This is a genomic window from Bradyrhizobium sp. 41S5, from assembly GCF_011516665.3.
Lineage (GTDB): Bacteria > Pseudomonadota > Alphaproteobacteria > Rhizobiales > Xanthobacteraceae > Bradyrhizobium > Bradyrhizobium quebecense.
The window spans coordinates 1,783,022-1,808,533 of sequence record NZ_CP083721.1 but is presented as its reverse complement, the minus strand read 5'-3'; the positions used below and the strand labels follow the sequence as shown (position 1 = coordinate 1,808,533).

22 protein-coding genes are annotated in these 25,512 nt (G+C 64.6%); 8 read left to right on the top strand and 14 right to left on the bottom strand.

Annotation, left to right across the window (positions count from 1 at the left end; genetic code table 11):
- Positions 1 to 202 precede the first annotated feature (202 nt).
- Complete coding sequence (locus HAP47_RS08515) at positions 203 to 1,114, bottom strand: LysR family transcriptional regulator (RefSeq protein ID WP_173638633.1); 912 nt, start codon at positions 1,112 to 1,114, stop codon at positions 203 to 205.
- A gap of 142 nt (positions 1,115 to 1,256) precedes the next feature.
- Between HAP47_RS08515 and HAP47_RS08510 the strand changes: the two genes are divergently transcribed.
- The 3 genes from HAP47_RS08510 to HAP47_RS08500 all read left to right on the top strand — a co-directional run bounded on the left by HAP47_RS08510 (position 1,257) and on the right by HAP47_RS08500 (position 4,930).
- On the top strand, positions 1,257 to 2,405 hold the full coding sequence (locus HAP47_RS08510; protein WP_173638634.1) for an HlyD family secretion protein: 1,149 nt from the start codon (positions 1,257 to 1,259) through the stop codon (positions 2,403 to 2,405).
- Positions 2,406 to 2,824: 419 nt separating this feature from the next.
- On the top strand, positions 2,825 to 4,435 hold the full coding sequence (locus HAP47_RS08505; protein WP_173638635.1) for an MDR family MFS transporter: 1,611 nt from the start codon (positions 2,825 to 2,827) through the stop codon (positions 4,433 to 4,435).
- A gap of 36 nt (positions 4,436 to 4,471) precedes the next feature.
- Entirely contained in the window at positions 4,472 to 4,930 is a 459-nt protein-coding gene (locus HAP47_RS08500; protein WP_173638636.1) for a carboxymuconolactone decarboxylase family protein, read from the top strand.
- Between the two features lie 203 nt (positions 4,931 to 5,133).
- Here the strand turns inward: HAP47_RS08500 and HAP47_RS08495 are convergent, their stop codons facing one another.
- From HAP47_RS08495 to HAP47_RS08465, 7 genes are all read right to left on the bottom strand, one after another.
- Complete coding sequence (locus HAP47_RS08495) at positions 5,134 to 5,994, bottom strand: D-amino-acid transaminase (protein ID WP_173638637.1); 861 nt, start codon at positions 5,992 to 5,994, stop codon at positions 5,134 to 5,136.
- A 146-nt stretch (positions 5,995 to 6,140) separates the two neighbouring features.
- Positions 6,141 to 6,872, bottom strand: coding sequence for an amino acid ABC transporter ATP-binding protein (locus HAP47_RS08490; protein WP_173638638.1), 732 nt, complete (start codon positions 6,870 to 6,872; stop codon positions 6,141 to 6,143).
- An 18-nt stretch (positions 6,873 to 6,890) separates the two neighbouring features.
- Positions 6,891 to 7,583, bottom strand: coding sequence for an amino acid ABC transporter permease (locus tag HAP47_RS08485; RefSeq protein WP_092126720.1), 693 nt, complete (start codon positions 7,581 to 7,583; stop codon positions 6,891 to 6,893).
- 2 nt (positions 7,584 to 7,585) lie between these two features.
- Positions 7,586 to 8,317: an amino acid ABC transporter permease gene (locus tag HAP47_RS08480; protein WP_173638639.1), complete on the bottom strand. Its 732-nt coding sequence runs from the start codon at positions 8,315 to 8,317 to the stop codon at positions 7,586 to 7,588.
- Positions 8,318 to 8,501: 184 nt separating this feature from the next.
- Entirely contained in the window at positions 8,502 to 9,413 is a 912-nt protein-coding gene (locus HAP47_RS08475; protein WP_173638640.1) for an amino acid ABC transporter substrate-binding protein, read from the bottom strand.
- Positions 9,414 to 9,441: 28 nt separating this feature from the next.
- Positions 9,442 to 10,305, bottom strand: a complete 864-nt coding sequence (locus tag HAP47_RS08470; protein ID WP_210285246.1) for an alpha/beta fold hydrolase — start codon at positions 10,303 to 10,305, stop codon at positions 9,442 to 9,444.
- Positions 10,302 to 10,718 (bottom strand): hypothetical protein, encoded by a 417-nt coding sequence (locus HAP47_RS08465; RefSeq protein ID WP_173638641.1) that lies wholly within the window; start codon positions 10,716 to 10,718, stop codon positions 10,302 to 10,304. The genes HAP47_RS08470 and HAP47_RS08465 overlap by 4 nt, the downstream gene beginning before the upstream one ends.
- A 391-nt stretch (positions 10,719 to 11,109) precedes the next feature.
- On the opposite strand from HAP47_RS08465, the gene HAP47_RS08460 reads away from it, so the two are divergent.
- From HAP47_RS08460 to HAP47_RS08450, 3 genes are all read left to right on the top strand, one after another.
- Positions 11,110 to 12,078, top strand: a complete 969-nt coding sequence (locus HAP47_RS08460; RefSeq protein ID WP_173640593.1) for a Bug family tripartite tricarboxylate transporter substrate binding protein — start codon at positions 11,110 to 11,112, stop codon at positions 12,076 to 12,078.
- 176 nt (positions 12,079 to 12,254) lie between these two features.
- Positions 12,255 to 12,740: a tripartite tricarboxylate transporter TctB family protein gene (locus tag HAP47_RS08455; RefSeq protein WP_173638642.1), complete on the top strand. Its 486-nt coding sequence runs from the start codon at positions 12,255 to 12,257 to the stop codon at positions 12,738 to 12,740.
- A 6-nt stretch (positions 12,741 to 12,746) separates the two neighbouring features.
- Positions 12,747 to 14,255, top strand: a complete 1,509-nt coding sequence (locus tag HAP47_RS08450; protein ID WP_173638643.1) for a tripartite tricarboxylate transporter permease — start codon at positions 12,747 to 12,749, stop codon at positions 14,253 to 14,255.
- A 177-nt stretch (positions 14,256 to 14,432) separates the two neighbouring features.
- Here HAP47_RS08450 and HAP47_RS08445 read toward each other — a convergent pair whose 3' ends face one another.
- The 3 genes from HAP47_RS08445 to HAP47_RS08435 form a co-directional block, all read right to left on the bottom strand.
- A complete protein-coding gene (locus HAP47_RS08445) occupies positions 14,433 to 15,278 on the bottom strand; it encodes an IclR family transcriptional regulator (RefSeq protein ID WP_173638644.1) in 846 nt (281 codons plus the stop codon).
- A 188-nt stretch (positions 15,279 to 15,466) separates the two neighbouring features.
- Positions 15,467 to 16,756, bottom strand: coding sequence for an MFS transporter (locus HAP47_RS08440; RefSeq protein ID WP_173638645.1), 1,290 nt, complete (start codon positions 16,754 to 16,756; stop codon positions 15,467 to 15,469).
- 229 nt (positions 16,757 to 16,985) lie between these two features.
- On the bottom strand, positions 16,986 to 18,371 hold the full coding sequence (locus HAP47_RS08435) for a M20 family metallopeptidase (RefSeq protein ID WP_173638646.1): 1,386 nt from the start codon (positions 18,369 to 18,371) through the stop codon (positions 16,986 to 16,988).
- Positions 18,372 to 18,611: 240 nt separating this feature from the next.
- On the opposite strand from HAP47_RS08435, the gene HAP47_RS08430 reads away from it, so the two are divergent.
- Complete coding sequence (locus HAP47_RS08430; RefSeq protein WP_173638647.1) at positions 18,612 to 19,997, top strand: LLM class flavin-dependent oxidoreductase; 1,386 nt, start codon at positions 18,612 to 18,614, stop codon at positions 19,995 to 19,997.
- Between the two features lie 116 nt (positions 19,998 to 20,113).
- Here HAP47_RS08430 and HAP47_RS08425 read toward each other — a convergent pair whose 3' ends face one another.
- Complete coding sequence (locus HAP47_RS08425) at positions 20,114 to 21,778, bottom strand: thiamine pyrophosphate-binding protein (RefSeq protein ID WP_173638648.1); 1,665 nt, start codon at positions 21,776 to 21,778, stop codon at positions 20,114 to 20,116.
- Between the two features lie 336 nt (positions 21,779 to 22,114).
- On the opposite strand from HAP47_RS08425, the gene HAP47_RS08420 reads away from it, so the two are divergent.
- Entirely contained in the window at positions 22,115 to 23,599 is a 1,485-nt protein-coding gene (locus HAP47_RS08420) for a hypothetical protein (RefSeq protein ID WP_173638649.1), read from the top strand.
- A 54-nt stretch (positions 23,600 to 23,653) separates the two neighbouring features.
- On the opposite strand, the gene HAP47_RS08415 is transcribed toward HAP47_RS08420, so the two are convergent.
- Entirely contained in the window at positions 23,654 to 24,169 is a 516-nt protein-coding gene (locus HAP47_RS08415; protein ID WP_231168808.1) for a GFA family protein, read from the bottom strand.
- Positions 24,170 to 24,330: 161 nt separating this feature from the next.
- Complete coding sequence (locus HAP47_RS08410) at positions 24,331 to 25,458, bottom strand: alkene reductase (protein WP_173638650.1); 1,128 nt, start codon at positions 25,456 to 25,458, stop codon at positions 24,331 to 24,333.
- Positions 25,459 to 25,512 lie beyond the last annotated feature (54 nt).

Genomic DNA, 25,512 nt, shown 5'->3' with positions numbered 1-25,512 from the left:
ATGCGGATGTATGACGCACCAGCCGTGCAACAAACCCACGTCGTCCCGGCGCAGGCCGGCACCCATAACCACAGCTGATCATTGTTGCGCGATGGTAGAACGACGAGTCCCGTTCACAACACCCGCCGCGGCGTATGGGTCCCGGCCTTCGCCGGGACGACGAACGGAGAGAAATGCGATCTGTTGCTCACCGCGCACTGCCTCACGAATATGGATTGATCAGCTTCTGCTGCTCGGTGGCGTGATGCACCAGGAGGTCGATGAAGGTGCGCACCTTCGCCGAGAGATGATGGCGGTGCGGATAGATCGCGTTCATGGTCAGCTCGACCGGCCGGTATTCGGGCAACAGCCGGACCAGTTGTCCCGACTCCAGCTCGTCGCGGACCAGGAAACCCGCGGCGAGGAAGACGCCGACGCCGGCAAGCGCTGCTAGCTTCAGGGTCTCGCCGCTGTTGGAGACGAGATTGCCGGAGACGCGCACCGCGGCCGGAGTGCCCTTGCGGTCGGTAAAGCGCCACTCGTCGCCATAGGGGTAGTTGGCATGGCGCATGCAGTTGCGCGCGGCGAGATCGCCGAGCAGCGTTGGCTTGCCATGCTGCTCGACATAGCCATGCGAGCAACACAGCACGTGGCGCCAGGTCGCGATGGTGCGCACGATCAGGCTGGAATCCGGCGGCGGGGTCATACGCACCGCGAGATCGTAGTTCTCGTCGATCAGGTCGGCGTTGCGCTCGCCGATCGTGAGATCGACCTTGACCTCGGGGTACGTCGCCAGGAACTCGGCCACCGCGGGCGACAGGAACTGGACCAGATGGGTGTTGGTGAATATCCGCAGCGTGCCGCGCGGCACCGATTGCTGCGCGCCCGCGACCTCATCGGCCTGCTCGATGTCGGCGAGAATCTGGATGCAGCGGTCGTAATAGGCCTGGCCGACCTCGGTGAGACTGACCTTGCGCGTGGTGCGGTTGAGCAGCCGGGCACCGAGCCGGTCTTCCAGCGACTGGACGTGGTTGCTCACCATTGTCGTGGACATGTTGAGCTTGCGGCCGGCGGCGGAAAAGCCGCCGGAATCCACGACCCGGACGAAGGCGGTCAAACTGGTCAGGCGATCCATCTAGCAAGGTCCGGATTATCAGCGCTGGCTTGATAATGCTTCCAGTTTTATCGGGATTATCACAGCGGGGAGGACATTGCATCTAAGGGGCGTATCCGGCGCCCTTTCTGGAAGGACGCGAATGTTCGGCCAGGAGACAATCATGTCGACCATGACCTATATCCCTGAAGAATCTGCCAAAATCGGCCTCCGCCCGTCACGGCGGACGGTCAAGCGGGTGGCACTTGGGCTCGCCGCCCTGCTCGGCATCGCCGTGGCCGGCGACTTTGGCTACGACTACCTCACCACCGGCCGCTATCTCGAATCCACCGACGACGCCTATGTGAAGGCGGACTCCACGATCATCGCCCCGAAAGTGTCGGGCTACATCGCCCGCGTGCTGGTGACCGACAACCAGCCGGTGAAGGCCGGCCAGCTGCTGGCTGAGATCGACGACCGCGACTACCGCACGGCGCTCGGCCAGGCCAAGGCCGATGTCGACGCCGCCGACGCCTCGGTGCGCAACCTCGATGCCCAGCTCGAGCTGCAGCAGCCGATCATCGATCAGAGCACCGCCGATGTCGAAGCCGCCGAGGCCAATCTGAAATTCGCCCAGGAAGAGCAGAGCCGCTACGACGGGCTGATGAAGTCCGGCTCCGGCACTATCCAACGCGCGCAGCAGACCGACGCCGCGCTGCGCAGCAATACCGCGCAGCTGCAGCACGCGAAGTCGGCGCTGTCGGCAGCGCAGCGCAAGGTCGATGTGCTGACCACGCAGCGCGCCCAGGCTGTCGCGCAGGCCGACCGGGCCCGCGCGGTCGAGCAGCAGGCCGAGCTGAACCTGTCCTACACGCGGATCACCGCGCCGGTCGACGGCACGGTCGGCGCCCGCACGCTCCGCGTCGGCCAATACGTGCAGGCCGGCACCCAGCTGATGGCGGTGGTGCCGCTCGATGCGGTCTATGTGGTTGCCAATTTCAAGGAGACCCAGCTGACCCATGTGCGCAACGGCCAGCCGGTCGAGCTCACCGTCGACAGCTTTCACGGCACCACGCTGAAAGGCCATGTCGACAGCCTGTCGCCGGCCAGCGGCCTCGAATTCGCGCTGCTGCCGCCCGACAACGCCACCGGCAATTTCACCAAGATCGTGCAGCGCGTGCCGGTGAAGATCGTGCTCGACGATCACAGCCTCACGGGTCTCTTGCGACCGGGCATGTCGGCGACCCCGACCGTCAACACCAAGGCCACCGTGCTGGCCGAGCGCGAGGAGAAGCGGCGGCTGGCGTCGGTGGCTCGGCCGAGCGGCGGCTAGCGTTCAAATGCTCTTCCACTGATTTGACGCGATCGATCGTGACGATCGATCGCGTTTTGTTGTGACCTTCTTCGTTGCGCGCACGCGGGAGGAAGGGCTCCCTCCCCTTGCGGGAGAGGGTTGGGGAGAGGGGTGCCGCTTGTGCCGAGATCAGACGGATCGCGATTGCGCACCTTCTGCAAGTGACGCGTCGGCAGGATTGAAGCAGTTCGGCAAATTGACGTCAGCGCCTGGGCCCCCCTCTCCGCAAGGGAGAGCGGGCCGGACAGAAGTGCTCACCTCACTCGTCGACACCACGAAGGGCCGCAGTGGCAGCCCTGTCGATTATCAAACAAGACAGGACAATCCTTCCAGTTTTTCCCGGATTATCGAAACGGGCCGCCTAATACATGTTGTGCCGGCAAGCAAGGACGATCCCGATGACCGCGCTCCAGCCGACCGCCAATGCCACTGATCTCACCGCCTCCGCAGCGCCTGCCGCGCCTGCGATCCCGACCCGAACCTGGATCGCCGTGATCGGCGCCACGCTCGGCGCCTTCATGGCGGTGCTCAACATCCAGATCGTCAATGCCTCGCTTGCCGACATTCAAGGCGGCATCGGCGCGGGCATCGATGACGGCGGCTGGATCTCGACCTCCTATTTGATCGCCGAGATCGTGGTGATCCCGCTGTCCGGCTGGCTCGCCCAGGTGTTCTCGGTGCGCATCTATCTGCTCACCAACGCGTTCCTGTTCCTGGTGTTCTCCGGCGCCTGCGCGCTGGCGCAGGACCTGCCGCAGATGATCGCGCTGCGCGCCGTGCAGGGCTTCACCGGCGGCGTGCTGATCCCGATGGCGTTCACGTTGATCATCACGCTGCTGCCGAAGGCGAAGCAGCCGATCGGGCTTGCGCTGTTCGCGTTGTCGGCGACATTCGCGCCGGCGATCGGCCCGACCATCGGCGGCTATCTCACCGAGAACTGGGGCTGGCAGTACATCTTCTACGTCAATCTGGTGCCGGGCGCCGTGATGATCGCGATGCTGTACATCTCGCTCGATCCGAGCCCGATGAAGCTGTCGCTGATCCGCCAGGGCGACTGGCTCGGCATCATCACCATGGCGATCGGCCTCGCCGCGCTGCAGACCGTGCTGGAAGAGGGCAACAAGGACGACTGGTTCGGCTCGCCCTTCATCGTCCGCCTGTCGGTGATCGCAGCCGTGGCGCTGGTCGCTTTCCTCATCGTCGAATTCACCGTCGCGAAGCCGCTGCTCAATCTGCGCCTGCTCGCACGCCGCAATTTCGGCTTCGGCATGCTGGCCAACTTCCTGCTCGGCATCGCGCTGTACGGCTCGGTGTTCATCCTGCCGCAATATCTGTCGCGCATCCAGGGCTACAACGCCGAGCAGATCGGCATGGTGCTGGCCTGGACCGGCCTGCCGCAGCTCGTGCTGATCCCGCTGGTGCCGCGGCTGATGCAGCGCTTCGACCCCCGCATCGTCATCGGCGTCGGATTTGCGCTGTTCGCCGGCTCCAACTTCATGAACATCTACATGACCAACGACTATGCAGCCGATCAGCTGCTCTGGCCGAACGTCGTCCGCGCCGTCGGTCAGGCGTTGGCATTCGCTCCGCTGTCGGCGGTTGCGACGGCCGGAATTGAGGCGGAGAATGCCGGATCGGCATCAGCGTTGTTCAACATGATGCGCAACCTCGGCGGCGCAATCGGCATTGCCGCGCTGCAGACGCTGCTGACCAAGCGCGAGCAATATCACTCCAACGTGCTGATGCAGTCGGTCTCCATGCTGGAACAGGCGACCCGAACGCGGATTGAGGAATTGACCCAGTATTTCCTGAACCACGGCGTTGCCGATCACGCCGACGCCACCCACCGCGCGATCGCGGCGGTCGGCAAGGTCGTGCAGAAGCAGGCCTACATCCTCGCCTTCAGCGACACCTTCTATCTGCTCGGTGTGGCGCTGATCGTGGCGCTGGTGGCGGCGCTTTTCCTGAAGAAGCCGGGCCAGCTCGCTGGCGGCGGCGGCGCACATTAGCCCTTTTCACCGACCCCATAACCAAGGAGAACGACCATGAAACCCCGCATGAATTTCTACCAGGCCGCCCCTGAGACGATCAAAGCGCTGGTTGCGGTCGAAAGCCAGATCACCGCGAGCGGCCTCGAGCAATCGCTGATCGAACTGGTGAAGACCCGTGCCTCGCAGATCAACGGCTGCGCCTACTGCATCAACATGCACACCGAGGACGCCCGCAAGCATGGCGAGACCGAGCAGCGGCTCTATCTGCTCAACGCCTGGCGCGAGTCGCCGCTCTACAGCGAGCGCGAGCGCGCGGCGCTGGCCTGGACCGAAGCGCTGACGCTGGTTGCAGAGACGCATGCGCCCGACGCCGACTACGAGGCGGTGCGCGCGCAGTTCACGGACGGAGAGCTCGTCAACCTGACCACGCTGATCGGCGCGATCAACGCCTGGAACCGGATCGCGATCGCCTTCCGCGCGGTGCACCCGGTGAAGGCGAAGGTCGCGGCGTGAGAGCGATACTGTCCGCCATATATTCCACTGCCATGCCCCGCTTCATGCGGGGCATCCAGTACGCCGCAGCCCCTCGGCTCAAGCACGCGGTCTCTGGAATACTCCTGTCTACGCCAAGGCTTCGACGAGGCCTCAGCCCATGGGCGCGCCGAATCTTTTGCAGAGGCGGCAAGCCTTGCGATGACAGCACGAATGGGGATGGATCAAACCGCCGTCGCGCGGGCGAATTCGACATAGATCTCGCGCAGGCGGTCGGTGATCGGGCCGACCTTGCCGCTGCCGACGGTCTTGCCGTCGATCGCGACGACGCCCTGCACGAACACAGAGGCGCTGGTGATGAAGGCTTCCTTGGCGGCGAGCGCTTCCTCGACCGTGAAGGCGCGCTCCTCAATGCGCAGCTGACGTTCCTCGGCGAGCTTGACCACGGCCTTGCGGGTGCAGCCGGGCAGGATCTCGTTGCCGTTCCGCCGGGTCACGATGACGTCGTCCTGGGTGACGATGAAGGACGAGGACGAGCCGCCCTCGGTGACCTTGCCGTCTTCGATCATCCAGGCCTCGCCGGCGCCGGCCGCGGCCGCGGCCTGCTTTGCCAGCACCTGCGCGAGCAGCGCCACGCTCTTGATGTCGCGCCGCTCCCAGCGGATGTCGGGCACCGTGATCACGTTGATGCCGGTCTTGGCGGACGGCGCGTTGATGATGTCCTTTTCCGAGGTGAACATCACAAGGGTCGGCTTGACGTCGGCCTTCGGAAAGGCGAAGTCGCGCCCCTTGTCGGCACCGCGGGTGACCTCGAGATAGACCATGCCGTTGACGAGGTCGTTGCGCTTGACCAGTTCCTTCTGGATCTCCTCGATCCGCTCCAGCGTCTCCGGGAGCGCCAGCTGGATCTCGCCGACCGAACGCTTGAGCCGCGCCAGATGCGAGGCGTTGTCGATCAGCTTGCCCTCGAGCACCGCCGCCACCTCGTAGATGCCGTCGGCGAACAGGAATCCGCGGTCGAACACCGAGACCTTGGCCTCCGAATGCGGCACGAACGAGCCGTTGACGTAAGCGATCTTTTCCACGCGAGTTCTCCTGCGGACGGGGCGCGATTTGCCCCTTCCTATACGCAAATTGTTAACGGGGGAAAACCCTCAACCCTCGTCATTCCGGGGCGCGCCACTTGGCGCGAGCCCGGAATGACGACAGGGAGAGGTCAGCGCCCAAACCCTCAATGCTGCAAGATCTTCGACAAGAACTTCTGCGCGCGGTCGCTGCGCGGCGTGCCGAAGAAATCGGCCTTCTTGGCATCCTCGACGATCTCGCCGCGGTCCATGAAGATGACGCGGTCGGCGACCTTGTTGGCAAAGCCCATCTCGTGGGTCACCACCATCATGGTCATGCCCTCGCGGGCGAGGTCAACCATGACATCGAGCACCTCGCTGATCATCTCGGGGTCGAGCGCCGAGGTCGGCTCGTCGAACAGCATCGCGATCGGGTTCATCGCCAGCGCGCGGGCGATCGCGACGCGCTGCTGCTGGCCGCCCGACAATTCGGCCGGGTATTTCTTGGCGTGATCCTTCAGCCCGACGCGATCGAGCAGCTTCGTGGCCGTGGCCACGGCGTCGTCATGCTTGCGTCCGAGCACCTTCTCCTGCGCGAGGCAAAGATTGTCGATGATCCGCAGATGCGGAAACAATTCGAAGTGCTGGAACACCATGCCGACGCGGGAGCGGAGCTTCGGCAAGTCGGTCTTGGGATCGTTGACCTTGATGCCGTCGAGGATGATGTCGCCGCCCTGGATCGGCTCCAGCGCGTTGACGCATTTGATCAGGGTCGACTTGCCCGAGCCCGACGGGCCGCAGACCACGACCACTTCGCCCTTGGCGACGCTGGTAGTGCAGTCCTTCAGCGCCTGGAAGCTCGGCCCGTACCATTTGTTGACGTGATTGATCTCGATCATGATGGCTCAGCTTGTTGTTCAGCGAACAATGGCGATCCGCGCCTGCAGGCGGCGCACGCCAAAGGACGCGACACAGGAAATGACGAAGTAGACCAGCGCGGCGAACAGGTACATTTCGACCAGGCGGCCGTCGCGCTGTGCGACCTTGCTGGCGGCGCCGAGGAAATCCGGGATCGACAGCACGTAGACCAGCGAGGTGTCCTGGAACAGCACGATGGTCTGCGTCAGCAGCACCGGCAGCATGTTGCGGAACGCCTGCGGCAGCACGACGTAGCGCATCGACTGTGCGTAGGTCAGGCCGAGCGCGCTGGCCGCGGCCGGCTGGCCGCGCGAGATCGACTGGATGCCGGCGCGCATGATCTCGGAGAAATAGGCCGCCTCGAATGCGACGAAGGTGATCAGAGAGGAAGCGAACGCGCCGACCGAGATCGGCCGCGACGCGCCCGTCAGCCACTGCCCGATGTAAGGCACCAGGAAGTAGAACCAGAAGATCACCAGCACCAGCGGCAGCGAGCGGATGAAGTCGACATAGAAGCCCGCGATGCGCCCGAGCACCTTGTAGCTCGACAGCCGCATCAGGGCGATCAGGGTGCCGAACACGAGGCCGCCGAACGCCGCGAGCGCCGTCAAGGTCAGCGTGAAGCGCATACCCTCGAAGAACAGATAGGGCAGCGAGCGGCGGATGACGTCGAAATCGAGATTGCCGAGCATCGTCATTTGCCCGTGATGTAGCCGGGGATCGCGACATAGCGCTCGAGCAGGCGCATCGCGGTGACCACGACGAAATTGAGGAGAAGATAGAGCACGGTTGCCGCGGTGAACGCCTCGAACACCTGGAACGAGAACTCCTGCATCGAGCGCGCCTCGCCGGTCAATTCGATCAGGCCGATGGTGATGGCGACCGCGCTGTTCTTGATGGTGTTGAGGAATTCGGAGGTCAACGGCGGCAGGATGATGCGGAACGCCATCGGCAGCAGCACGTAGCGATAGGTCTGCACCGTGGTGAGGCCGAGCGCGGTCGACGCCTGCTTCTGCCCGCGCGGCAACGAGCCGATGCCGGCCTGCAATTGCACGGCGACGCGCGCCGACATGAAGAGGCCGACGCCGATCGCAGCCGTCCAGAACGGCGCGTTCGGCAATTGCTTCAGCCACAGCCCGGCCGATCTCGGCAGCAGCTCGGGCAGCACGAAGAACCACAGGAAAAGCTGCACCAGCAGCGGCATGTTACGGAAGAACTCGACCCAGCAGAAGCCGATCCACGACGCCGTCCGCGACGGCAGCGTGCGCAGCACGCCGATCAGCGTGCCGGAGACCAGCGCGATGATCCAGGCGAGCACCGACACCTTGATGGTGACCACCAGTCCCGCCAGCAACAGGTCGAGATAGGTGCCGGTCCCCATCGGGTTCGGCTCGAGAAAGATGTGCCAGTTCCAATTGTAGTTCACGGGTCCCCCGCGCTATCGCGCCGATCAGGCTTGACGGCAACGTATGCGCATCCAAACGCGATGCACCGACTATATGCAAATGTCCGGCCATTTTCCTCCAAAAATGGCCGGACACGCTTAGTTCTCCGGTCCCTCATGGTGGGGAGGCGCATTGCGCCGTCTCGAACCATGAGGCCCGGGCAGCTTACTTGTAGCTATCCGGATCCGGCGAGTCCGACGGCTTGGCGAACTCGTGCTTCAACTCCGGTCCGAGCGGCACGTTGAGGTTCAGGCCCTTCGGCGGAATCTTCTGCATGAACCACTTGTCGTAGATCTTTTCGCCCTCGCCGCTGGTGTAGAGCGCGGCCGTGGCGGCGTCGACGACCTTCTTGAACGGCGCATCATCCTTGCGCAGCATGATGCCGTAGGGCTCCGGCTTGGAGAACGCATCCTTGGAGATCACGTAGTCGCCCGGCGACTTCGAGCCGGCGACGAGGCTCGCGAGCAGGATGTCGTCCATCACGAAGGCGACCGCGCGGTCTGTCTCGACCATCAGGAAGGCTTCGGCGTGATCCTTGGCCGGGATGATGTTGGCGCCGAGGCCGCGCGCGACATTGGCTTCGGTGAGCTGCTTGATGTTGGTAGTGCCGGCGGTCGAGACCACCGTCTTGCCCTTGAGGTCGTCGATCGACTTCAGCCCGCTCGACTTCTTGAAGACGTAGCGGCTGGCAGTCAGGAAGTGGGTGTTGGTGAACCAGACCTGCTTCTGGCGCTCGGCATTATTGGTGGTCGAGCCGCATTCGAGGTCGACGGTGCCGTTGGCCATCAGCGGAATACGCGTCGCCGAGGTCACCGGGTTGAGCTTGACCTCGAGCTTGTCGAGCTTCAGCTCCTTCTTGATGGCATCGACGATCTTGTAGCAGATGTCCATCGCATAGCCGACGGGCTTCTGGTTGTCGTCGAGATAGGAGAACGGGATCGATGAATCGCGAAAGCCGAGCGTGATCGCGCCGGTGTCCTTGATGTTCTTCAGCGTTCCGGTCAGCTCCTCGGCCTGCGCCTGGCTCGCGCCGAGCGCGGCGGCGAGCGCGAGGCCGATGAGATATTTGCGTGTCATACGTCTACTCCTTGGTGGAAACGGCGATTTACTGCGTGAGAATGTCGGCGAGGACGGGTGCGATATAGCGGCGAAACTGCTCCGGATTCTCGCTCATCGGAAAATGACCGAGCTTTTCCATGATCGTGACGCTGGCGCCCGCTATGGCCGCTGCCGTCCGCCTCGTGTCCTCGGGCGTGCAGGAGAAATCATACTCGCCCGTGAGGAGATAGAGCTTGCATACTTTAGTATCGATTGACGCGACCCGGCCGCGGAGGTCGCCGTCGACACGGTAGAAATGAAGGTCGCCCTTGAACACTCCGGGACCACCCTGCTTGTAGGCCCACAGCGTTTCCATTCGCGCAGGCGCCGGGCTTTGCGGCGCAATCAGCCCCGACACCAGCGCGGCACAGACCTCGCCGCCGTGAACGTCCGCCCGATTGAGCCAGTCGGTGTCATACCACGGCGCCTGGAAATCGGCGGCCTCCAGCCCGATCAGCGCGCGAAACTCGGCGGCATGTTCGATCGCAAGGTTGAGCACGATTCGGCCGCCGATCGAGCAGCCCATCACGACAGGCTTCTCCAGCCCCAATGCACGGCAGAAGGCGCGGATGGTCTCGGTGTAGCTGTCGGTGGTGAGTTGGTATTCATCGCCGGTCCAGCTTTTCGGCGGATTCGACTTGCCATGCCAGGGCATATCGAAGGCAATGACGCGGAAATTTTCGGCAAACGCGCTATCTGCGAGCAGATGCCGCCACTGCCGCGCGTCTGATCCCGCGGTGTGCAGGCAGACCAGCGGAATGCCCTTGCCATTCTCCTCGAAATAGATCCGGTGCAGCTCGCCGCCGATCTCGACGTGAACGTAGCGGCCGACCATCGGCTCGATATGGCCGTTCATGATCGTGCCGCTCATGATAGGGCCGCCGCAAAATGCTGCCGCGGCAGCGCCAGCAGGTCCTTGAAGTATTGCAGGTGCGCCATGAAGGGATGCAGATCGCCTTCCAGCACCGCCTCGCCGCGCTTGGTCAGCGCCAGCAGATCGTGCCAGCCGGGTTTCGGCTCGGCCTGCCAATAGGCGGCCCAGGCCTGCGGCGTCGCGCGATAGGCAAAGCGCCACGAGCGCATCAGGACCGGCGAGGGCACGAGCTCGACGATGCGGCCGGCCCGGATCGCGGCGTGAAACGGCCGCGCCATCGGGCCGAGCAGGCAGTCGCAATCGAGCAGCCGCCCGCGCGAGACCAAGAGCGGCGCCTGGTCGAGCAATGCGGGAATGCCGGCAAACGCCGTCGTCACAGCGTCGTCGGTGGCGTCGGGCGATAACGTCATCTGTCGGGGAAGTTTTCCTGCGGCGGATGCCCCATGATGACCGGAAGGGCACGATCCCGCAAGACGACGATGCCCTCGGATGCACTTGGGTTCCCTGGATTATTCGCTTGACCAAACGCCGCTTGCGGGTCAGGGCGCGGGGCGGCGTGCCCTCCCCGCATGCTGCCAGGAACTGCCACTCCGTCAGACCAAAGACCGATTGAATTCCGCGGCTCGGCAGGTCGCGCCGTGTCGCGGCAGGCCAATTGTCGCAGTCGGCGCCTTCGCTCTTCCGTTGCCCGCCCTGTTCTGTCCAATGCGCTCTTACGTCCCTGCGACGACAGGGACGATCATTGCCAACACCGAACAAGACGCGGCCGCGATCGAACGCGGCTACACGGGAGAGATCGAGATGTCGCACCGCAATTCCTTGATGGTCCTGCTCGCCGCCGCCGGCATGCTGCTGTCAACAGCGGCGCAGGCGCAGGATTATCCGACCAAGCCGATTACGCTGATCGTGCCTTGGCCGGCGGGCGGCTCGACCGATATCTCGATGCGCGCGATCGCCGAGAGCGCCTCCAAGGTGCTCGGCCAGCCAATCGCGGTCGACAACAAGGCGGGCGGCGGCGGCACCGTGGGCCCCGCGACCATGGCGGCCGGCGCCAAGCCCGACGGCTACACCATCGCGCAGATTCCGATCACCGTGTTCCGCCTGCCCTTGATGCAGGAGGTGTCGTGGGATCCGGCGAAGGATTTCTCCTACATCGTCCACCTCACCGGCTACACCTTCGGCGTCACCACCAATGCGGAGTCGCAGTTCAAGACCTGGCAGGACGTGGTCGACTTCGCCAAGAAGAATCCCGGCAAGGTGACCTATGCGACGCCGGGCACCGGCACCTCGCTGCATATCGGCATGGAGCAGATCGCCCTCATGGCCGGCGGGATCAAGCTGACCCAGGTGCCGTTCAAGGGCGGCGCCGAGACCAACGCCGCGGTGCTCGGCCAGCACACCATGCTGCAGGCCGATTCCACCGGCTGGCGGCCGCTGGTCGACGCCGGCAAGCTCCGCCTGCTGATGGTGTGGACCGGCACGCGCTCGCCGAACTATCCCGATGTGCCGACGCTCAAGGAGCTCGGCTATCCCATGATCTATGACTCGCCGTTCGGCATTGCCGGCCCCAAGGGCATGGATCCCAAGATCGTCGCCAAGCTGCACGACGCCTTCAAGAAGGCGATCGAGGACCCGGCCGTGATCGCGACCCTGGCCAAATACGACATGGTGCCGAACTACAAGAACACCGAGGACTACAAGAAATTCGTGGTCGAGGTCACCGAGTCCGAGCGCAAGGTGATCGACACGCTCGGGCTGGCGAAGAAGTAGCGCTGCCAACAATTCTCACCATCGTTTTCCGTCATTGCGAGGAGCGAAGCGACGAAGCAATCCATCTCTCCGTACGCGCGGTGAAATGGATTGCTTCGCTTCGCTCGCAATGACGGGGATGGGTCGGCGCTCCGCTTGACAGCGTGACGGCACGAGGGATTTCCGAAAGCGCTCCGATGAACAACAACACCAACGTCAAACTCCGTCACAACAACTCCGAGCTGTGGGGCGGGCTGATCGGGCTCGCGCTCGGCGGCTTCGTGATCTGGTCGGGGCTGAAGCTCAAGCTCGGCACCATCAACGATCCCGGCTCCGGCTACGTGCTGTTCTACACCGGCATCCTGATGTGCGTGTTCGCGATCTCGATCATTGTCGCGGCGGTCACCGAGGGTGGCCCGACCTTCGCCTCGCGCTGGGAGAATGCGCGCTGGGGCAAGCCGGTCCTGGTCATCGTCTGCCTCGCCGCGTTCGCCTTTGCGCTGGAGCCGCTTGGCTTCCTGCTGTCGGCGATCCCGCTGATGCTGTTGCTGCTCCGCGTGATCGATCCGGTGCGCTGGTCGCTGGCGATCCCGCTGTCAATCCTTGCCCCGCTCGGGATGTGGTGGGTGCTGAAGCACCTGCTCGCGATCCAGTTGCCGAGCGGCATCTTCGAGATCGGTTGATCGCCCATGGATACTCTCATCAACGTCGCCCACGGCCTCGGCGTCGCGCTGCAGCCGGTCAATTTGATCTATTGCTTCATCGGCGTCTTCATCGGCACGCTGGTCGGCGTGCTGCCCGGCATCGGCCCGATCTCGGCAATGTCGCTGCTGCTGCCGGTGACGCTTTCAGGCACGCCGGAGTCCGGCATCATCATGATGGCCGGCATCTACTACGGCTCGATGTATGGCGGCTCGACCACGTCCATCCTGGTCAACATCCCCGGCGAAGCCGCCTCCGTCGTCACCTGCATCGACGGCCACCAGATGGCCAAGCAAGGACGCGCCGGCCCCGCGCTCGGCATCTCCGCGTTCGGCTCGTTCATCGCCGGCACCTTCTCGCTGGTCGCCCTGATGCTGGTGGCGCCCTCGCTCGCCAGCGTCGCGATCGCGTTCGGCCCGGCCGAATATTTCAGCCTGATGGTGCTCGGCCTCGTCGTGCTGACCTTCCTCACCCAGGGCTCGATGGCCAAGGCGCTGCTGATGGCCTGCATTGGCGTCGTGCTCGGCCTGGTCGGGCTCGACAGCATCACCGCGCAGCCGCGGCTGACTTTCGGCCGCATCGAGCTGATCGACGGCATCGGCCTCGTGCCCGTCGTGATGGGCCTGTTCGGCGTCGCCGAGGTGCTGCTCAACACCGAGCAGGCGATCAAGCGCGACATCATCAAGACCAGGATCACCCAACTGCTGCCGAGCAAGGAGGACTGGAAAGCCAGCAGCGGGCCGGTGGCGCGCGGCACCGTGCTCGGCTTCTTCCTCGGCATCCTGCCCGGCGGCGGCGCCGTGGTGGCGTCGTTTGCGTCCTATGCACTGGAAAAGCGGCTCTCGAAGCATCCGGAGCGGTTCGGCCATGGCGCGATCGAGGGTGTGGCGGGGCCGGAATCGGCCAATAATTCCGCGGCCGGCGGCGCCTTCATTCCGCTGATGACGCTCGGCATCCCACCGAACGTCGTGATGGCGCTGCTGCTCGGCGCCTTCGTGATCCACGGCCTGCAGCCGGGACCCTTGATGATCTCGCAGAACCCGACGCTGTTCTGGGGCATCGTCGCCAGCATGTATATCGGCAATCTGATGCTGCTCGTGCTCAATCTGCCGATGATCGGGATGTGGGTGCAGCTGCTGCGGCTGCCCTACAATGTGCTGTTCCCGCTGATCATCCTGTTCACGATCATCGGCGTCTACTGCTCCGGCAACAACGTGTTCGACGTCCATGTCATGATCGCGTTCGGCGTGATCGGCTATTTCATGCGCAAGCTCGGCTACGAGCCGGCGCCGCTGGTGCTGGCCTTCGTGCTCGGGCCCATGCTGGAGAACAATCTGCGCAAGTCGCTGATCCTCTCGCAGGGCGATCTCATGACCTTCGTGGAACGGCCGATCTCGGCGATCTGCCTCGCCTTCGCGCTGGTGCTGCTGGTCGGCCCGCTGCTGCCGTCGCTGCGCAGGAAGCGCGAGCTGGTGGCGCTGGACGAGGGGGCTTGAGGCCCGGGCTGGATTGGGTTGACGGGCGACCGCATCGGCACTGCGCCCCCTTGCCCCGTTGTTACGGGGAGAGGGTTGGGGTGAGGGGCTGCTGCCACATACGTGCTGACAGTGGCATTTGCGGAGCCTCCCCCTCACCCGCACGCGGGGAGAGGTGAAGAAGAGCGCGGCACCATTTCACCCCGCCTTGACGCTACGCCCGTTCTTCGGCGCCTGGGCCATCGCGCGAGCCAGCACCTGGGCTTCCTTCTTCAGCATGTCGGCGAGTTCGCTTTCGCGGCGGCGAATGCGGTCGGATGCCGCGCCGATCGAGAGCGCGGCGACCACCTCGCCGGCGTCGTCGCGAACGGGAACGCCGACGCCGCCCATGCCGGGGAATGCGGCGTCGAGCAGCACGGTGTGGCCGGCCTTGCGCGCCACGGCGATCCGTTCGCGCAGGAATTTTGGCGTGATGCGCGGCGATTTCGCCAGCCGCGGCACGATCACCTCGATCACAGCCTCGATCTCGGCGTCCGGCAGCCAGACCAAGAGCGCCAGCGCGCCTGCGCCGACGCCGAGCGGACGGCGGCTGCCGATCTGCAGATAATTCGGCTGCAGCGGATGGCTGCCGACCGAGCGCGCGAGATACAGCGCCTCGACCCCGGAGCGAACCGACAACAGCGCCGTATCCGCGGAGCGCTCCGACAGCCGCAACAGGCTCGGCTGCGCAAGTTCGGCGATGTCGACCGAGCGGCGCGCGCCGACCGCCATCACCCGTGCCTCCTGGCCAAGCTCATAGGTCTTGGCGCCGGCGACCCGGCTGACGAAACCTTCCTCGATCAGCGAGTTGAGGATGCGGAGCGCGGTCGCCTTGTTCAGCGAGGTGGTTTCGGCGATGTCGGTAAGCCGCAGCGGCGAGCGCTGCGCCAGCACGCGCAGGATCGCGCAGACCTTCTGGATCGCGTTGAACTTGTCGGGTTGGCCCGGCTCCGGCGGTGGCCTCTTGCGGCTGGTCCGTGCGGTCGCAGTCGTAGAGGCGTTCATGCCTTGGTCTTCCTTGCCTTCAAATCCAAATCCCGAACCAGGCACGACGAATGGCCGTGCCCGGCGGACATCATCCTAAAACGGATGGCGCGCGCCGGACATCGTATACTTTCGTCAGATGAAACTTTGATTGTGACTATCTACGCTGCTCTGCAGCAACAAGGATATTTGAATTTCGCTTCACGAAATCAAGCTAACCGCAGCCGGCGGATGGTGAACAGCGCCCACAGGCTGAGCAAGCAGACGCCGGTGAGGTAGTAGCCCGGTGCGAGCTCGCCGATCGGCGCGAACCCGCCCATCCACGTCATGATCGCCGGTCCCATGCCGCCGAACAATGTGACGCCGATATTGTAGCTGAGGCCGAGCCCGGTCGCACGTGTCGCCGCCGGAAACAGTTCCGACATCAGCGCGGCGAGCGGCCCGTAATACAGCGACTTGAGGACACCGAGCCACAGCACGCCAATCAGGATGATGGTCGGCGTCGGCTTGCCGGTGAGCAGCAGGAAGGCCGGGAAGATCGAGACCAGGAGCAGCAGCGCAAACAGGATCATGTGCGTGGTGCGCCCGATCTTGTCGGAGGCGAGGCCTGCGATCGGCGCCAGCAGCGCGACCGCCGTCTGCGCGGCGAATGCAGCGATGAAGCCGACCGACGGCGCGAGGTTCAGCGTCTTCACCACATAGGTCGGCATGTAGACGATCAGATAGTTGACCGCGGTCGACACCGCGAGCGCACCGACCGCCAGCACAGTGGCGAGCTTCTGCCGCGCGAACACTTCCCGCACCGGCGAGTCCTGCTTCCCGGCCGCCGGCGGCGGCGTCGCATCGTCGACATGGTTGCGGATGTAGATGCCGACCGGGCCGATCAGCACGCCGAACAGGAACGGCAGCCGCCAGCCCCAGGATTGCAAATCCTCGGGACTCATCAGCGACGTCAGCAGCGCGCCGAAGCCGGCCCCGAGCAGGCCACTGACGCCCTGGCTTGCGAACTGCCAGCTCGCCACGAAACCGCGCCGCTCCGGCATGTGCTCGACCAGGAACGCGGTCGAGGAGCCGAACTCGCCGCCGGCCGAGAAGCCCTGCACCAGCCGCGCCAGCATCACCGCGATCGGCGCCAGGATGCCAATCGTCTGATAGGTCGGCATCAAGGCCAGCACCAGCGTGCCCAACGTCATCAGCACGATCGACAGCATCAGCGAGGCCTTGCGGCCGTGACGGTCGGCATAGGCGCCGAGCACGATGCCGCCGATCGGGCGGATCAGGAACGACAGGCCGAAGCTGCCGAAGGTCAGCAGCAGCGATGTGGTCGGATCATTGGCCGGGAAGAACGCCTTGGAGAGGTAGACTGCGAAATAGGCGTAGACCGAGATGTCGTACCATTCGAGCGCATTGCCGACCGAGGTCGCGACGATCAGGCGGGTGATGTTTTTCTTGGTGGTGGCGGCCGTGTGCTGCGCGTCAGCCGGCGTTGATAAAGTCATTCCGTTTTCCTTGCTGGCGTCCGGCGCCAGTTCTCCGCTCGTCATGCCCGGCCTTGCCGGGCATCCATATATCCCCGTCATCCCCGCGCAAAGGCTTTGCCTTTGTCGCTGGAGGTGCGAGCTCTTGCGAGCCTCGAAGGATGCACGGCCCCCCGCTGGTAGCCGATTCATCCTTCGAGGCTCGCTCCGCTCGCACCTCAGGATGACGGGGAAAAAGCGAGCCCGTCCTTCAACCCTTAAGCTGCGCCTCGCCGAGATCCCAGAACAGGCCGGCCATGATGGTCAGCGCCTCCTCGGTCACCGGCAGCAGGATGTGCTCGTCGGGCGCATGCTGCGAGCAGCCCGGGTAGGAATGCGGCACCCAGATCGTCGGCAGTCCGAGGCCCTCGGAGAACACGTCGTTCGGCAGCGAGCCGCCGAAGTTCGGCAGCACCGCCGGCGCCTTGCCGGTGGTGGTGCGGATCGAATTCGCCGCCCACTCGATCCACGGGCTGTCCATGTCGGTGCGCGAGGCGCCGAAGCGTTGCGCGCCGGAGACCTCGACCATCGGAAAGCCGTTCTTGTGCAGATAGTCGCGCACCCCATCGATCACTTCGAGATACTTCGTGCCCACGACGAAGCGGAGCTGCAGCACCGCATTCGCCTTGCCCGGAATTGCATTGGCGGGCTTGTCGATATTGCCTGACGACATCGCCAGCACTTCCAGCGTGTTCCAGGCGTAGAGCCGCTCGGCCGCGGTCAGGCCCTCCTCGCCCCAGTCTTCCGCCAGCGCCGGCTCGTCCGCCGTCGGCTTGATCTCGACGTCGGCGAGCGCGGCGCGGACGCGGTTCGAGATCGGCGGCGGTTTCAGGATATCGAGCTTCATGCGGCCCTTGCCGTCGACCAGGCTCGCGATCGCGTTGACCAAAATCGTCGCCGGATTGGCCAGCACGCCGCCCCAATTGCCGGAATGGTTGCCACCCTCGCGCAGATTGACGTCGAGATGGATGCGGTTACCGCCGCGGCAGCCGAGGAAGATGGTCGGCCGTTCCGCCGACAGCCGCGGCCCGTCGGAAGCAATGAACAGGTCGGCCTTCAGCTCCTCGCGATGCGCCTCGCAGACCTCGCGCAGATCGGGCGAGCCGATCTCCTCGCCGGTCTCGATGATGAACTTCGCGTTGAAGCCGAGCTTGCCGCCGCGCGCCTGCTTCACCGCGCGCAGCGCGGCCATGTTGATCGAATGCTGGCCCTTGTTGTCGGCGGTGCCGCGGCCGTAGACGCGGTCGCCCTTGACCGTGGTCTGCCAGGGATTGAGCCCGTCGCGCCATTCGCCGACCATGCCGTCGACGACGTCGCCATGGCCGTAGGTCAGCACGGTCGGCCGCGCCGCATCCTCCTGATAGTCGGCGATCAGATAGGGCCCGCGGCCGGTCGGCGATTCGATCAGCCGGGTCTTGAAATCGAGCTCGGCGAAGGCGGGCTGCAAATTCTCGACCAGATAGGCGCGCAGCGCATCGGCCTTGTCGGCATTCAGGCTCTCGGTCTGGTAGCTGACCCTGCGGTCGAGCTCCTTCAGGAACTGTCCCGATTGAAAATGCTCTCGCACGTTAGCGATTGCGTCGGCCCGTGTCGCCATGATTGTTCCTTCGTCCGGTCGCGTCTTGGCATGACCCCACCGGAACGCGACGCTTTGCGCCCCGATCATGCATCTCAAGGCCGGCAACCTATCGGGATCGGCCCGCCACCGGAAGGGTGTGAATCGCGAAGGGGGCCTTGCCAAAACGTGGGAAGTCGCAACAAAGTTGATGCGGGACGCCCGGCATCCGACCGGGCAGCATTCGAAGCAGCGCTCAAGGTTTCGACCAAGGTTTCGACAATGTCAAAGCAAATCCGGCTCAACGCCTTTGCCATGAACTGCGTGGCGCATCAGTCGCCGGGGCTGTGGACCCATCCGCGCGACCGCACCAAAGACTACAACAAGCTGTCCTACTGGACCGATCTGGCGAAGACGCTGGAGCGCGGCCGGTTCGACGGCCTGTTCCTCGCCGACGTGCTCGGCGTCTACGACGTCTATGCGGGCAATCCGGATGCGGCGCTGCGCAACGCGGCGCAGACCCCGGCCAACGAGCCGTTGATGCTGATCCCGGCGATGGCCGCGGTGACCGAAAATCTCGGCTTCGGCGTCACCAGCAACCTCTCGTTCGAGCCGCCCTACCCGTTCGCGCGGCGGATGTCGACGCTCGATCACCTCACCGGCGGCCGGGTCGGTTGGAACGTGGTGACCGGCTATCTCGATTCCGCGGCGCGCGGCGCCGGCAAGGACAAGCAGACCGCGCATGACGACCGCTACGAGCTCGCCGACGAGTATATGGAGCTGGTCTACAAGCTCTGGGAAGGCAGCTGGGAGGACGACGCCGCGATCCGCGACGTTGCGCGCGGCATCTTCACGGATCCAAAGAAGGTGCATCGCGTGCAGCACGAAGGCAACAACTACCGCCTCAACGCGATCCATCTGTCGGAGCCGTCGCCGCAGCGCACGCCGGTGCTCTACCAGGCCGGCACCTCGCCGCGCGGCCGGCAGTTCGCCGCGGAGCACGCCGAATGCGTGTTCATGTCGGGGCCGTCAGCCAAGGTGATTGGCCCGCGGGTATCGGCGATCCGCGAACTCGCCGCCGAGAAAGGCCGCAACGCGGCCGAGATCCTGATGTTCTCGATGATGTGCGTCGTCGTGGCACCGACCGAAGCCGAAGCCAAGGCGAAGTATGCGGAGTACCGCAGCCATATCAGCCATGAGGGCGCGCTGGCACTGATGTCGGGCTGGACCGGCGTCGACTTCTCGACCTATTCACTCGATCAAGAGGTCCGGCACGTGCAGAACGACGCCGGCCGCTCCGCGATGGACAACGTCACCCGCGCCGACCCCGATCGGGTCTGGACCGTGCGCGAGGTCGCCGAGCATGTCGGCATCGGCGGCGCCGGCCCCGTGGTGGTCGGCTCGCCCGAGCAGGTCGCCGACAAGATCGAGCAATGGTTCGAGGACACCGACGTCGACGGTCTCAATGTCGCGTTTGCGATCTCGCCCGGCGACTTCGAGGATATCGCCGACATGCTGGTGCCGGAGCTCGTCAAGCGCGGCCGCTACAAGCGGGAGTATGCCAAGGGCACCTTGCGGGAGAAGCTATTCGGCGCGGGGCGCGCCAGGCTCGATGCGACGCATCCGGCGGGGCGATATCGGGTGAAACGGAACGCTGCGGCGGAGTGATACAATGTCATTCCGGGGCGATGCGTAAGCATCGAACCCGGAATCTCGAGATTCCCCGGGGTGCAATTGCACGCCTGCGGTCTGGTCCTTCGGACCATCCCGGAATGACGCCCTCGCTAATTCACCGAATTGCTCACCATCACCTCGATCAGCTTCGCACCGGGGCGGCTGAACGCCGACGTCATCACGCCCTTCAGCTCCTGCGGGTCGGTGACCTTGATCGCCTCGAGCCCGAGCGAGCGCGCGACGCCGGTGAAATCGACCGGCGGATCGATGAAATCCATGCCGACATAATTGTCGTCGCCATGGAAGGCGAGCAGGCGCTGCTTGATGATGCGATAGCCGCCATTGTTGACGATGACGAAGTTGAGCGGCAGCTTGTGATTGGCCGCGGTCCACAGCGACTGGATCGAATACATCGACGAGCCGTCGCCGGAATAGCACACCACCGGGCGCTGCGGATTGGCGAGGCTGACGCCGACCGCGGCCGGCAGGCCCCAGCCGATGCCGCCGGAGGCGAGCGCGTGATAGCCGTAGCGGTCGCGATGCGGGCGTAAGCCGAGGATTTGCCGCGACGAGGTCAGGCCCTCGTCGACCAGGATCGCGTTGTCGGGCATCGCCTCCACGACCTGCAGCGCCAGCCAGTCCGGATCGATCGGCGATTTCAGGCTCGCCTTCGAGATCTGCTCGACCAGCGCCTTGCGCTTTGCCGCCCAGTTTTTCGTCGAGAGCGCCGCGAGCCCCTGCCTCGCACGCGTCTCCAGCGCGCCGCCGCCGAGCTCCTTCAATACCGGGACCAGCGCGCGCAGCGTCTCCTTGACGTCGGCCTTGACCGCGATCTCGGCGCCATAGTTCCTGGCGAGATCGCTGTCGACGAGGCCGACCTGCACGATCGAGAGCCTGTCCGGCAGCGGATCGACCTCGCTATAGACCGACATCCGCAGCGGATCGCCGCCGAGCGCAATCAGGAGATCATACGGCGCCAGCACATCGCGGGCGACCTTCTGCAGCCGCGCGATCGCGCCCATGAAGCTCGGGCTTTCGGAGAGGAAATGCGAACCATAGGGTGTCGGCGATTGCCAGGCCGGGCAGCCCAGCGTCTCGGCCAGATCGGCCGCCTCGCGCAACGCGTCGCTTTTGACGATCTCGTCGCCGACGACGATCACCGGACGCTCGGCTTTCAGGATGCGCGCGGCCAGCTCCTGCAACGAATCCTCAGACGGCCGGACGCGGGTATCGACCCGGGTGGAGCGGCCGAGCTCGATGCCGGCCTCGGCGTTGAGAATGTCGCCGGGCAGCGAGATGAACACCGGTCCCGTGGGCGGCGTGGTCGCGATCTTCGCGGCGCGGCGCACGATGCGCGGCAGGTCCTCCAGCCGCGTCACCTCGACGGCCCATTTCACCAGGGGAGTGGCCATCTGCACCAGCGGGCCATAGAGCACCGGTTCGGTCAGGCCGTGGCCCTGTTCCTGCTGGCCGGCGGTGAGGATCAGCGGCGTGCCGGTGAAGCTCGCATTGTAGAGCGAGCCCATCGCATTGCCGAGACCGGGCGCGACATGGACGTTGCAGGCGACGAGCTTGCCGGAGGCGCGGCTGAAACCATCGGCCATCGCGACGACCAGGCTTTCCTGCATCGCCATCACATAGGTGAGGTCGGGATGATCCTTCAGCGCATGCATGATCGGCAATTCGGTGGTGCCGGGATTGCCGAACAGATGCGTAACGCCCTCGTCCTTCAGCAGCGCCAGGAATGCCGAGCGGCCGGTAATGCGATTCTTCATGTTCCCTCCAGGCCTGCCGGCGCGTTGGCCGACGACACCGGCGGAGATGACCAAACTTGCGCTTGGGAAGCAATCGAGCGGCCGGTCATGGCCGCATTCCGCTGGCGCGCGCGTGGCTCTCCAGGACACGCGCTCGTCATTCACTCCGTCGGCCCGCCCTTCGAAAGCCGGCGTTGGGGCAGACGTGAACCTCAACGGGAGCCATCGAATTGCGCGGCCGACTTTAACGCTACTTTAGCGAGAGTGCCCTAAAGCGACGATGGTTTGCCTTCATCAAGCACACAGAAAAGCATGCGGGGCCCGCAGACGGCTCGCTTCGATCGCGGGGGTTCAGTCATGGACGCGCTGGCGGCCTGGAACGGAACCAGGCTCGATAGAGGACCGGGAACGATCGGGCGCGAGAAGCCGGGACTCTATGTCTTCCTGATCGCAGTCACGTCTGTGTACTACCTGTCGAACGGGGCGCTCCTGCTCGGCCACCTTGATCTCGGATGGCACCTCGCCGCCGGAGACCTGATCAGGGAGCGCGGCAATGTCCCCTTTCAGGATCCATGGTCATTCACCCTCGGCGACAGGCAATGGTACAATCTGTCCTGGCTCTGGGACGTGATCGCCAGCGTGGTGTTTCAATACACGGGATATACCGGCCTCACATTGGCGGTCGTCGCATGTGGCGCCGTCATCACCGGATATCTCACATCGATCTGCCTGCGCAGCGGCGCCTCGACGCTTGCGGTTGGCATTTCCGTTCTCGCCGCGTGCCTGCTTTACCCCGCGTTCGTGACCGCGCCGAATTCCTATCTCGCCGCTTCGCCAAACACCCCCACCATGTTGTTCTGCGTCGTCTTCTACGCAGAGTGCTTGAAGCGAACCAGATGGTTCTCGCTGCCGGCGATGATGGTGCTTTGGGCCAATCTGCATGGCGGCTTTGTGCTCGGGCTCTTCATCATCGGCATTTTCGGCGCCGCGTCCGTGCTCAGGCGGGACTGGGCAGGTCTTGGAATCTATGGTTTCGCAGCCGCCGGTTGCCTTGTCGCAATCCTGATCAATCCGCTCGGCTGGCACATCTACGACGGCGTCACGACCACGCTGGGCCACTTTGCGCAGGCGCACATCACCGAGTGGTGGTCTTACTCCGCGAACTTCACCGTGCCCGGGAGCATTCCCGGCATCGTCTATATCGCCGTATTTGCGGCGTTCGAGTTCCGCCACCCGGCCGCTTCGACCGCTCCTCTGGAGGCACGGCTGCTGTCTTGGCTGTTCCTGCTGCTGGGATTCTATCAATACCGGTACATGTCGTTCTTCTTCATGTTCGCGACGGTGCCGCTGGCGCTTCACATCGATCGGCTGCTGCCGAAACGACTGAACGACCTCAAGGTCCAACGCTCGTTGCTGGTTGCCGGCATCGTTGCAATGTGCGCGCTGCCGCCGACGCTGATGGTCGTCAAACCGGCTCTCGCACTTCCGCAGCTGCTCTCGGAGCAGGATGCGCGCTATCTCCAAAGCCATTTTCCGCATGCACGGCTGCTGAACCACTGGAACGTCGGCGGCCTCCTGATCTTCTACACACGTGGTGCGGTGCCCGTGTTCATCGATGGCCGGTCGGCCACCGCCTATCCCGATGAGCTGCTGCGCGACTATTTCAGCCTGATCAAATGGGAGATCGATGAGACCGCCTGGGACACCGTGCTCGCCAAGTACAAGATCGACACGGTGCTCTGGGTGAAGGCGCACGAACCTCTGAAGAGGTTTCTCGTGGACAAGAGAGGTTGGACCGAGGAATACGTAGGAACGGACGAGGTCATCTACGTGAAGCACTGACGCCACTTTGGTGTGACCGCCCGCCCCGAATGCCGACACGCGCGACCTGGTGCGCTAGAACATCCCCTCGCGCTCGCTGCGCTTCTTCTTTTTCGAACGCTGCCAGACCACGCCGGGATAGCCCTTCAGCGGCACCAGCGGCTCGCCGGTGTAGGCCCATTCCTGCAATTCCTCGATCGCGATGTGATAGAGCGGCTGCCGGCCGGTGCGCCCGGAAAACAGCGCCCGCGGGATGTTCACCATGTGCGGCGACCGCGCGCGCTCGTAGATGACGGGCGTACCACAATTGGCGCAGAAGCTGCGCGCGGTCTTGGTCGCGGCATCCTCATAGCGCGAGAGCTCGCCCGCGCCTTGCGTGATGCGGAAGCGCTTCTTCCAGCTACCGACATAGGTCGCATAAACAGCGCCATGGGCGCGGCGGCTCGCGGCGGTGTGATCGTGCCAGGCCCAGCGCGCCGGCACGTCGATCTCGAATCGCACCTTGCCGCACAGGCATTGGCCGGCCGCGGGCTTCGCCAGCGCCACCGGCTTGGGCTTTTTCGTCGGCTCGAACTCGTCGTCCGGAAACATCGGGTCGCTCCATTTGCGCGCCGTCATTGCGAGCGCAGCGAAGCAATCCATCTATCGGCGGATGAGGAGCGATGGATTGCTTCGTCGCTGCCGCTCCTCGCAATGACGAAGATGGAACCATTATAGCCCGGATGCAGCGAAGCGTAATCCGGGCTACGAAGTCAGGCCTGCGCCATCTCATCGTGCACGGGATAATCCGTGTAGCCCTTCTCCTCGCCGGCATAGAAGGTGGCGCGGTTGTACTTGGTCAAGGGATAGCCGCGCTGCAGGCGGCGCGGCAAATCCGGGTTGGAGATAAAGTAGCGGCCGAACGCGATCGCATCGGCATGACCTTCCGCGACCGCGCGCTGCGCGCTGTCGCCGACGAAGTTGCCGGCGGTAATCAGGACACCGCTCCACATCGGGCGATACAGCTCCATCGCGGACGGCACGTTCTGCCAGTCGACCTCGGCGCGACCGGTACCCGAGGCGCGCGGTTCGATGAAATGCAAATAGGCGAGCCCGAACTTGTCCAGCGCCTCGATGGCGTGGCTGTAGAGCGGCATCGGGTCGGCCTCGCCGCTGCCATTGGCGATGCCGTAGGGCGAGAGCCGCACGCCGACGCGATTGGCGCCCCACACCTCGGTCACCGCCTGCGTCACCTCCAGCAGGAAGCGGACGCGGTTCTCGATCGATCCGCCATACTGGTCGGTGCGCAGATTGCTGCGCGATTGCAGGAACTGCTCGATCAGGTAGCCATTGGCGCCGTGGATCTCGACGCCGTCGAAGCCGGCGGCGAGCGCATTCTTCGCGCCCTGCCGATAGGCCTCGACCATCAGGGCGACCTCGCCGGTCTCGAGCGCACGCGGCGTCTCGTAGTCGACCACCTTGCCGTCCGCCGTCATGCACTTGAACTCGGGCGGGATCGCGACCGCCGACGGCGCCACCGGCAGCGCGCCATCCGGCTGGAACGAGGAATGCGAAACGCGGCCGACGTGCCAGAGTTGCAGGAAGATCAGGCCGCCCTTGGCGTGCACGGCATTGACCACCTCGCGCCAGCCCGTGATCTGGGCCTCGCTGTAGATGCCGGGGACGCCGGGATTGCCGAAGCCGGTGGCGACCACCGGCGAGGCTTCCGCGATCAGCAGGCCGCCGGGCGTGGCGCGCTGCGCGTAATATTCCGCGCTCATCGGCCGCGGCGCGAGGCTCGGCCGCGCCGCCCGCATCCGCGTCAGCGGCGCCATCACGACGCGATGCTTCAGCTCATAGGGACCGACCTTGAGCGGCGAAAACAGCGATGGAGAACTCATGCCTACCCCAAATATTCTTGTGTGGTTTCCGTTAGAGAGTGAGCATGATCCGCC

Bases quoted from the DNA above. Each gene is read 5' to 3' on its own strand.
- HAP47_RS08465 (WP_173638641.1), bottom strand. From the start codon at position 10,718: ATGACGTTATCGCCCGACGCCACCGACGACGCTGTGACGACGGCGTTT.
- HAP47_RS08510 (WP_173638634.1), top strand. From the start codon at position 1,257: ATGTCGACCATGACCTATATCCCTGAAGAATCTGCCAAAATCGGCCTC.
- HAP47_RS08490 (WP_173638638.1), bottom strand. From the start codon at position 6,872: ATGATCGAGATCAATCACGTCAACAAATGGTACGGGCCGAGCTTCCAG.
- HAP47_RS08485 (WP_092126720.1), bottom strand. From the start codon at position 7,583: ATGCTCGGCAATCTCGATTTCGACGTCATCCGCCGCTCGCTGCCCTAT.
- HAP47_RS08410 (WP_173638650.1), bottom strand. From the start codon at position 25,458: ATGAGTTCTCCATCGCTGTTTTCGCCGCTCAAGGTCGGTCCCTATGAG.
- HAP47_RS08455 (WP_173638642.1), top strand. From the start codon at position 12,255: ATGAACAACAACACCAACGTCAAACTCCGTCACAACAACTCCGAGCTG.
- HAP47_RS08420 (WP_173638649.1), top strand. From the start codon at position 22,115: ATGGACGCGCTGGCGGCCTGGAACGGAACCAGGCTCGATAGAGGACCG.
- HAP47_RS08425 (WP_173638648.1), bottom strand. From the start codon at position 21,778: ATGAAGAATCGCATTACCGGCCGCTCGGCATTCCTGGCGCTGCTGAAG.
- HAP47_RS08435 (WP_173638646.1), bottom strand. From the start codon at position 18,371: ATGGCGACACGGGCCGACGCAATCGCTAACGTGCGAGAGCATTTTCAA.
- HAP47_RS08500 (WP_173638636.1), top strand. From the start codon at position 4,472: ATGAAACCCCGCATGAATTTCTACCAGGCCGCCCCTGAGACGATCAAA.
- HAP47_RS08470 (WP_210285246.1), bottom strand. From the start codon at position 10,305: ATGAGCGGCACGATCATGAACGGCCATATCGAGCCGATGGTCGGCCGC.
- HAP47_RS08415 (WP_231168808.1), bottom strand. From the start codon at position 24,169: ATGTTTCCGGACGACGAGTTCGAGCCGACGAAAAAGCCCAAGCCGGTG.
- HAP47_RS08430 (WP_173638647.1), top strand. From the start codon at position 18,612: ATGTCAAAGCAAATCCGGCTCAACGCCTTTGCCATGAACTGCGTGGCG.
- HAP47_RS08450 (WP_173638643.1), top strand. From the start codon at position 12,747: ATGGATACTCTCATCAACGTCGCCCACGGCCTCGGCGTCGCGCTGCAG.
- HAP47_RS08505 (WP_173638635.1), top strand. From the start codon at position 2,825: ATGACCGCGCTCCAGCCGACCGCCAATGCCACTGATCTCACCGCCTCC.
- HAP47_RS08445 (WP_173638644.1), bottom strand. From the start codon at position 15,278: ATGAACGCCTCTACGACTGCGACCGCACGGACCAGCCGCAAGAGGCCA.
- HAP47_RS08515 (WP_173638633.1), bottom strand. From the start codon at position 1,114: ATGGATCGCCTGACCAGTTTGACCGCCTTCGTCCGGGTCGTGGATTCC.
- HAP47_RS08460 (WP_173640593.1), top strand. From the start codon at position 11,110: ATGTCGCACCGCAATTCCTTGATGGTCCTGCTCGCCGCCGCCGGCATG.
- HAP47_RS08475 (WP_173638640.1), bottom strand. From the start codon at position 9,413: ATGACACGCAAATATCTCATCGGCCTCGCGCTCGCCGCCGCGCTCGGC.
- HAP47_RS08440 (WP_173638645.1), bottom strand. From the start codon at position 16,756: ATGACTTTATCAACGCCGGCTGACGCGCAGCACACGGCCGCCACCACC.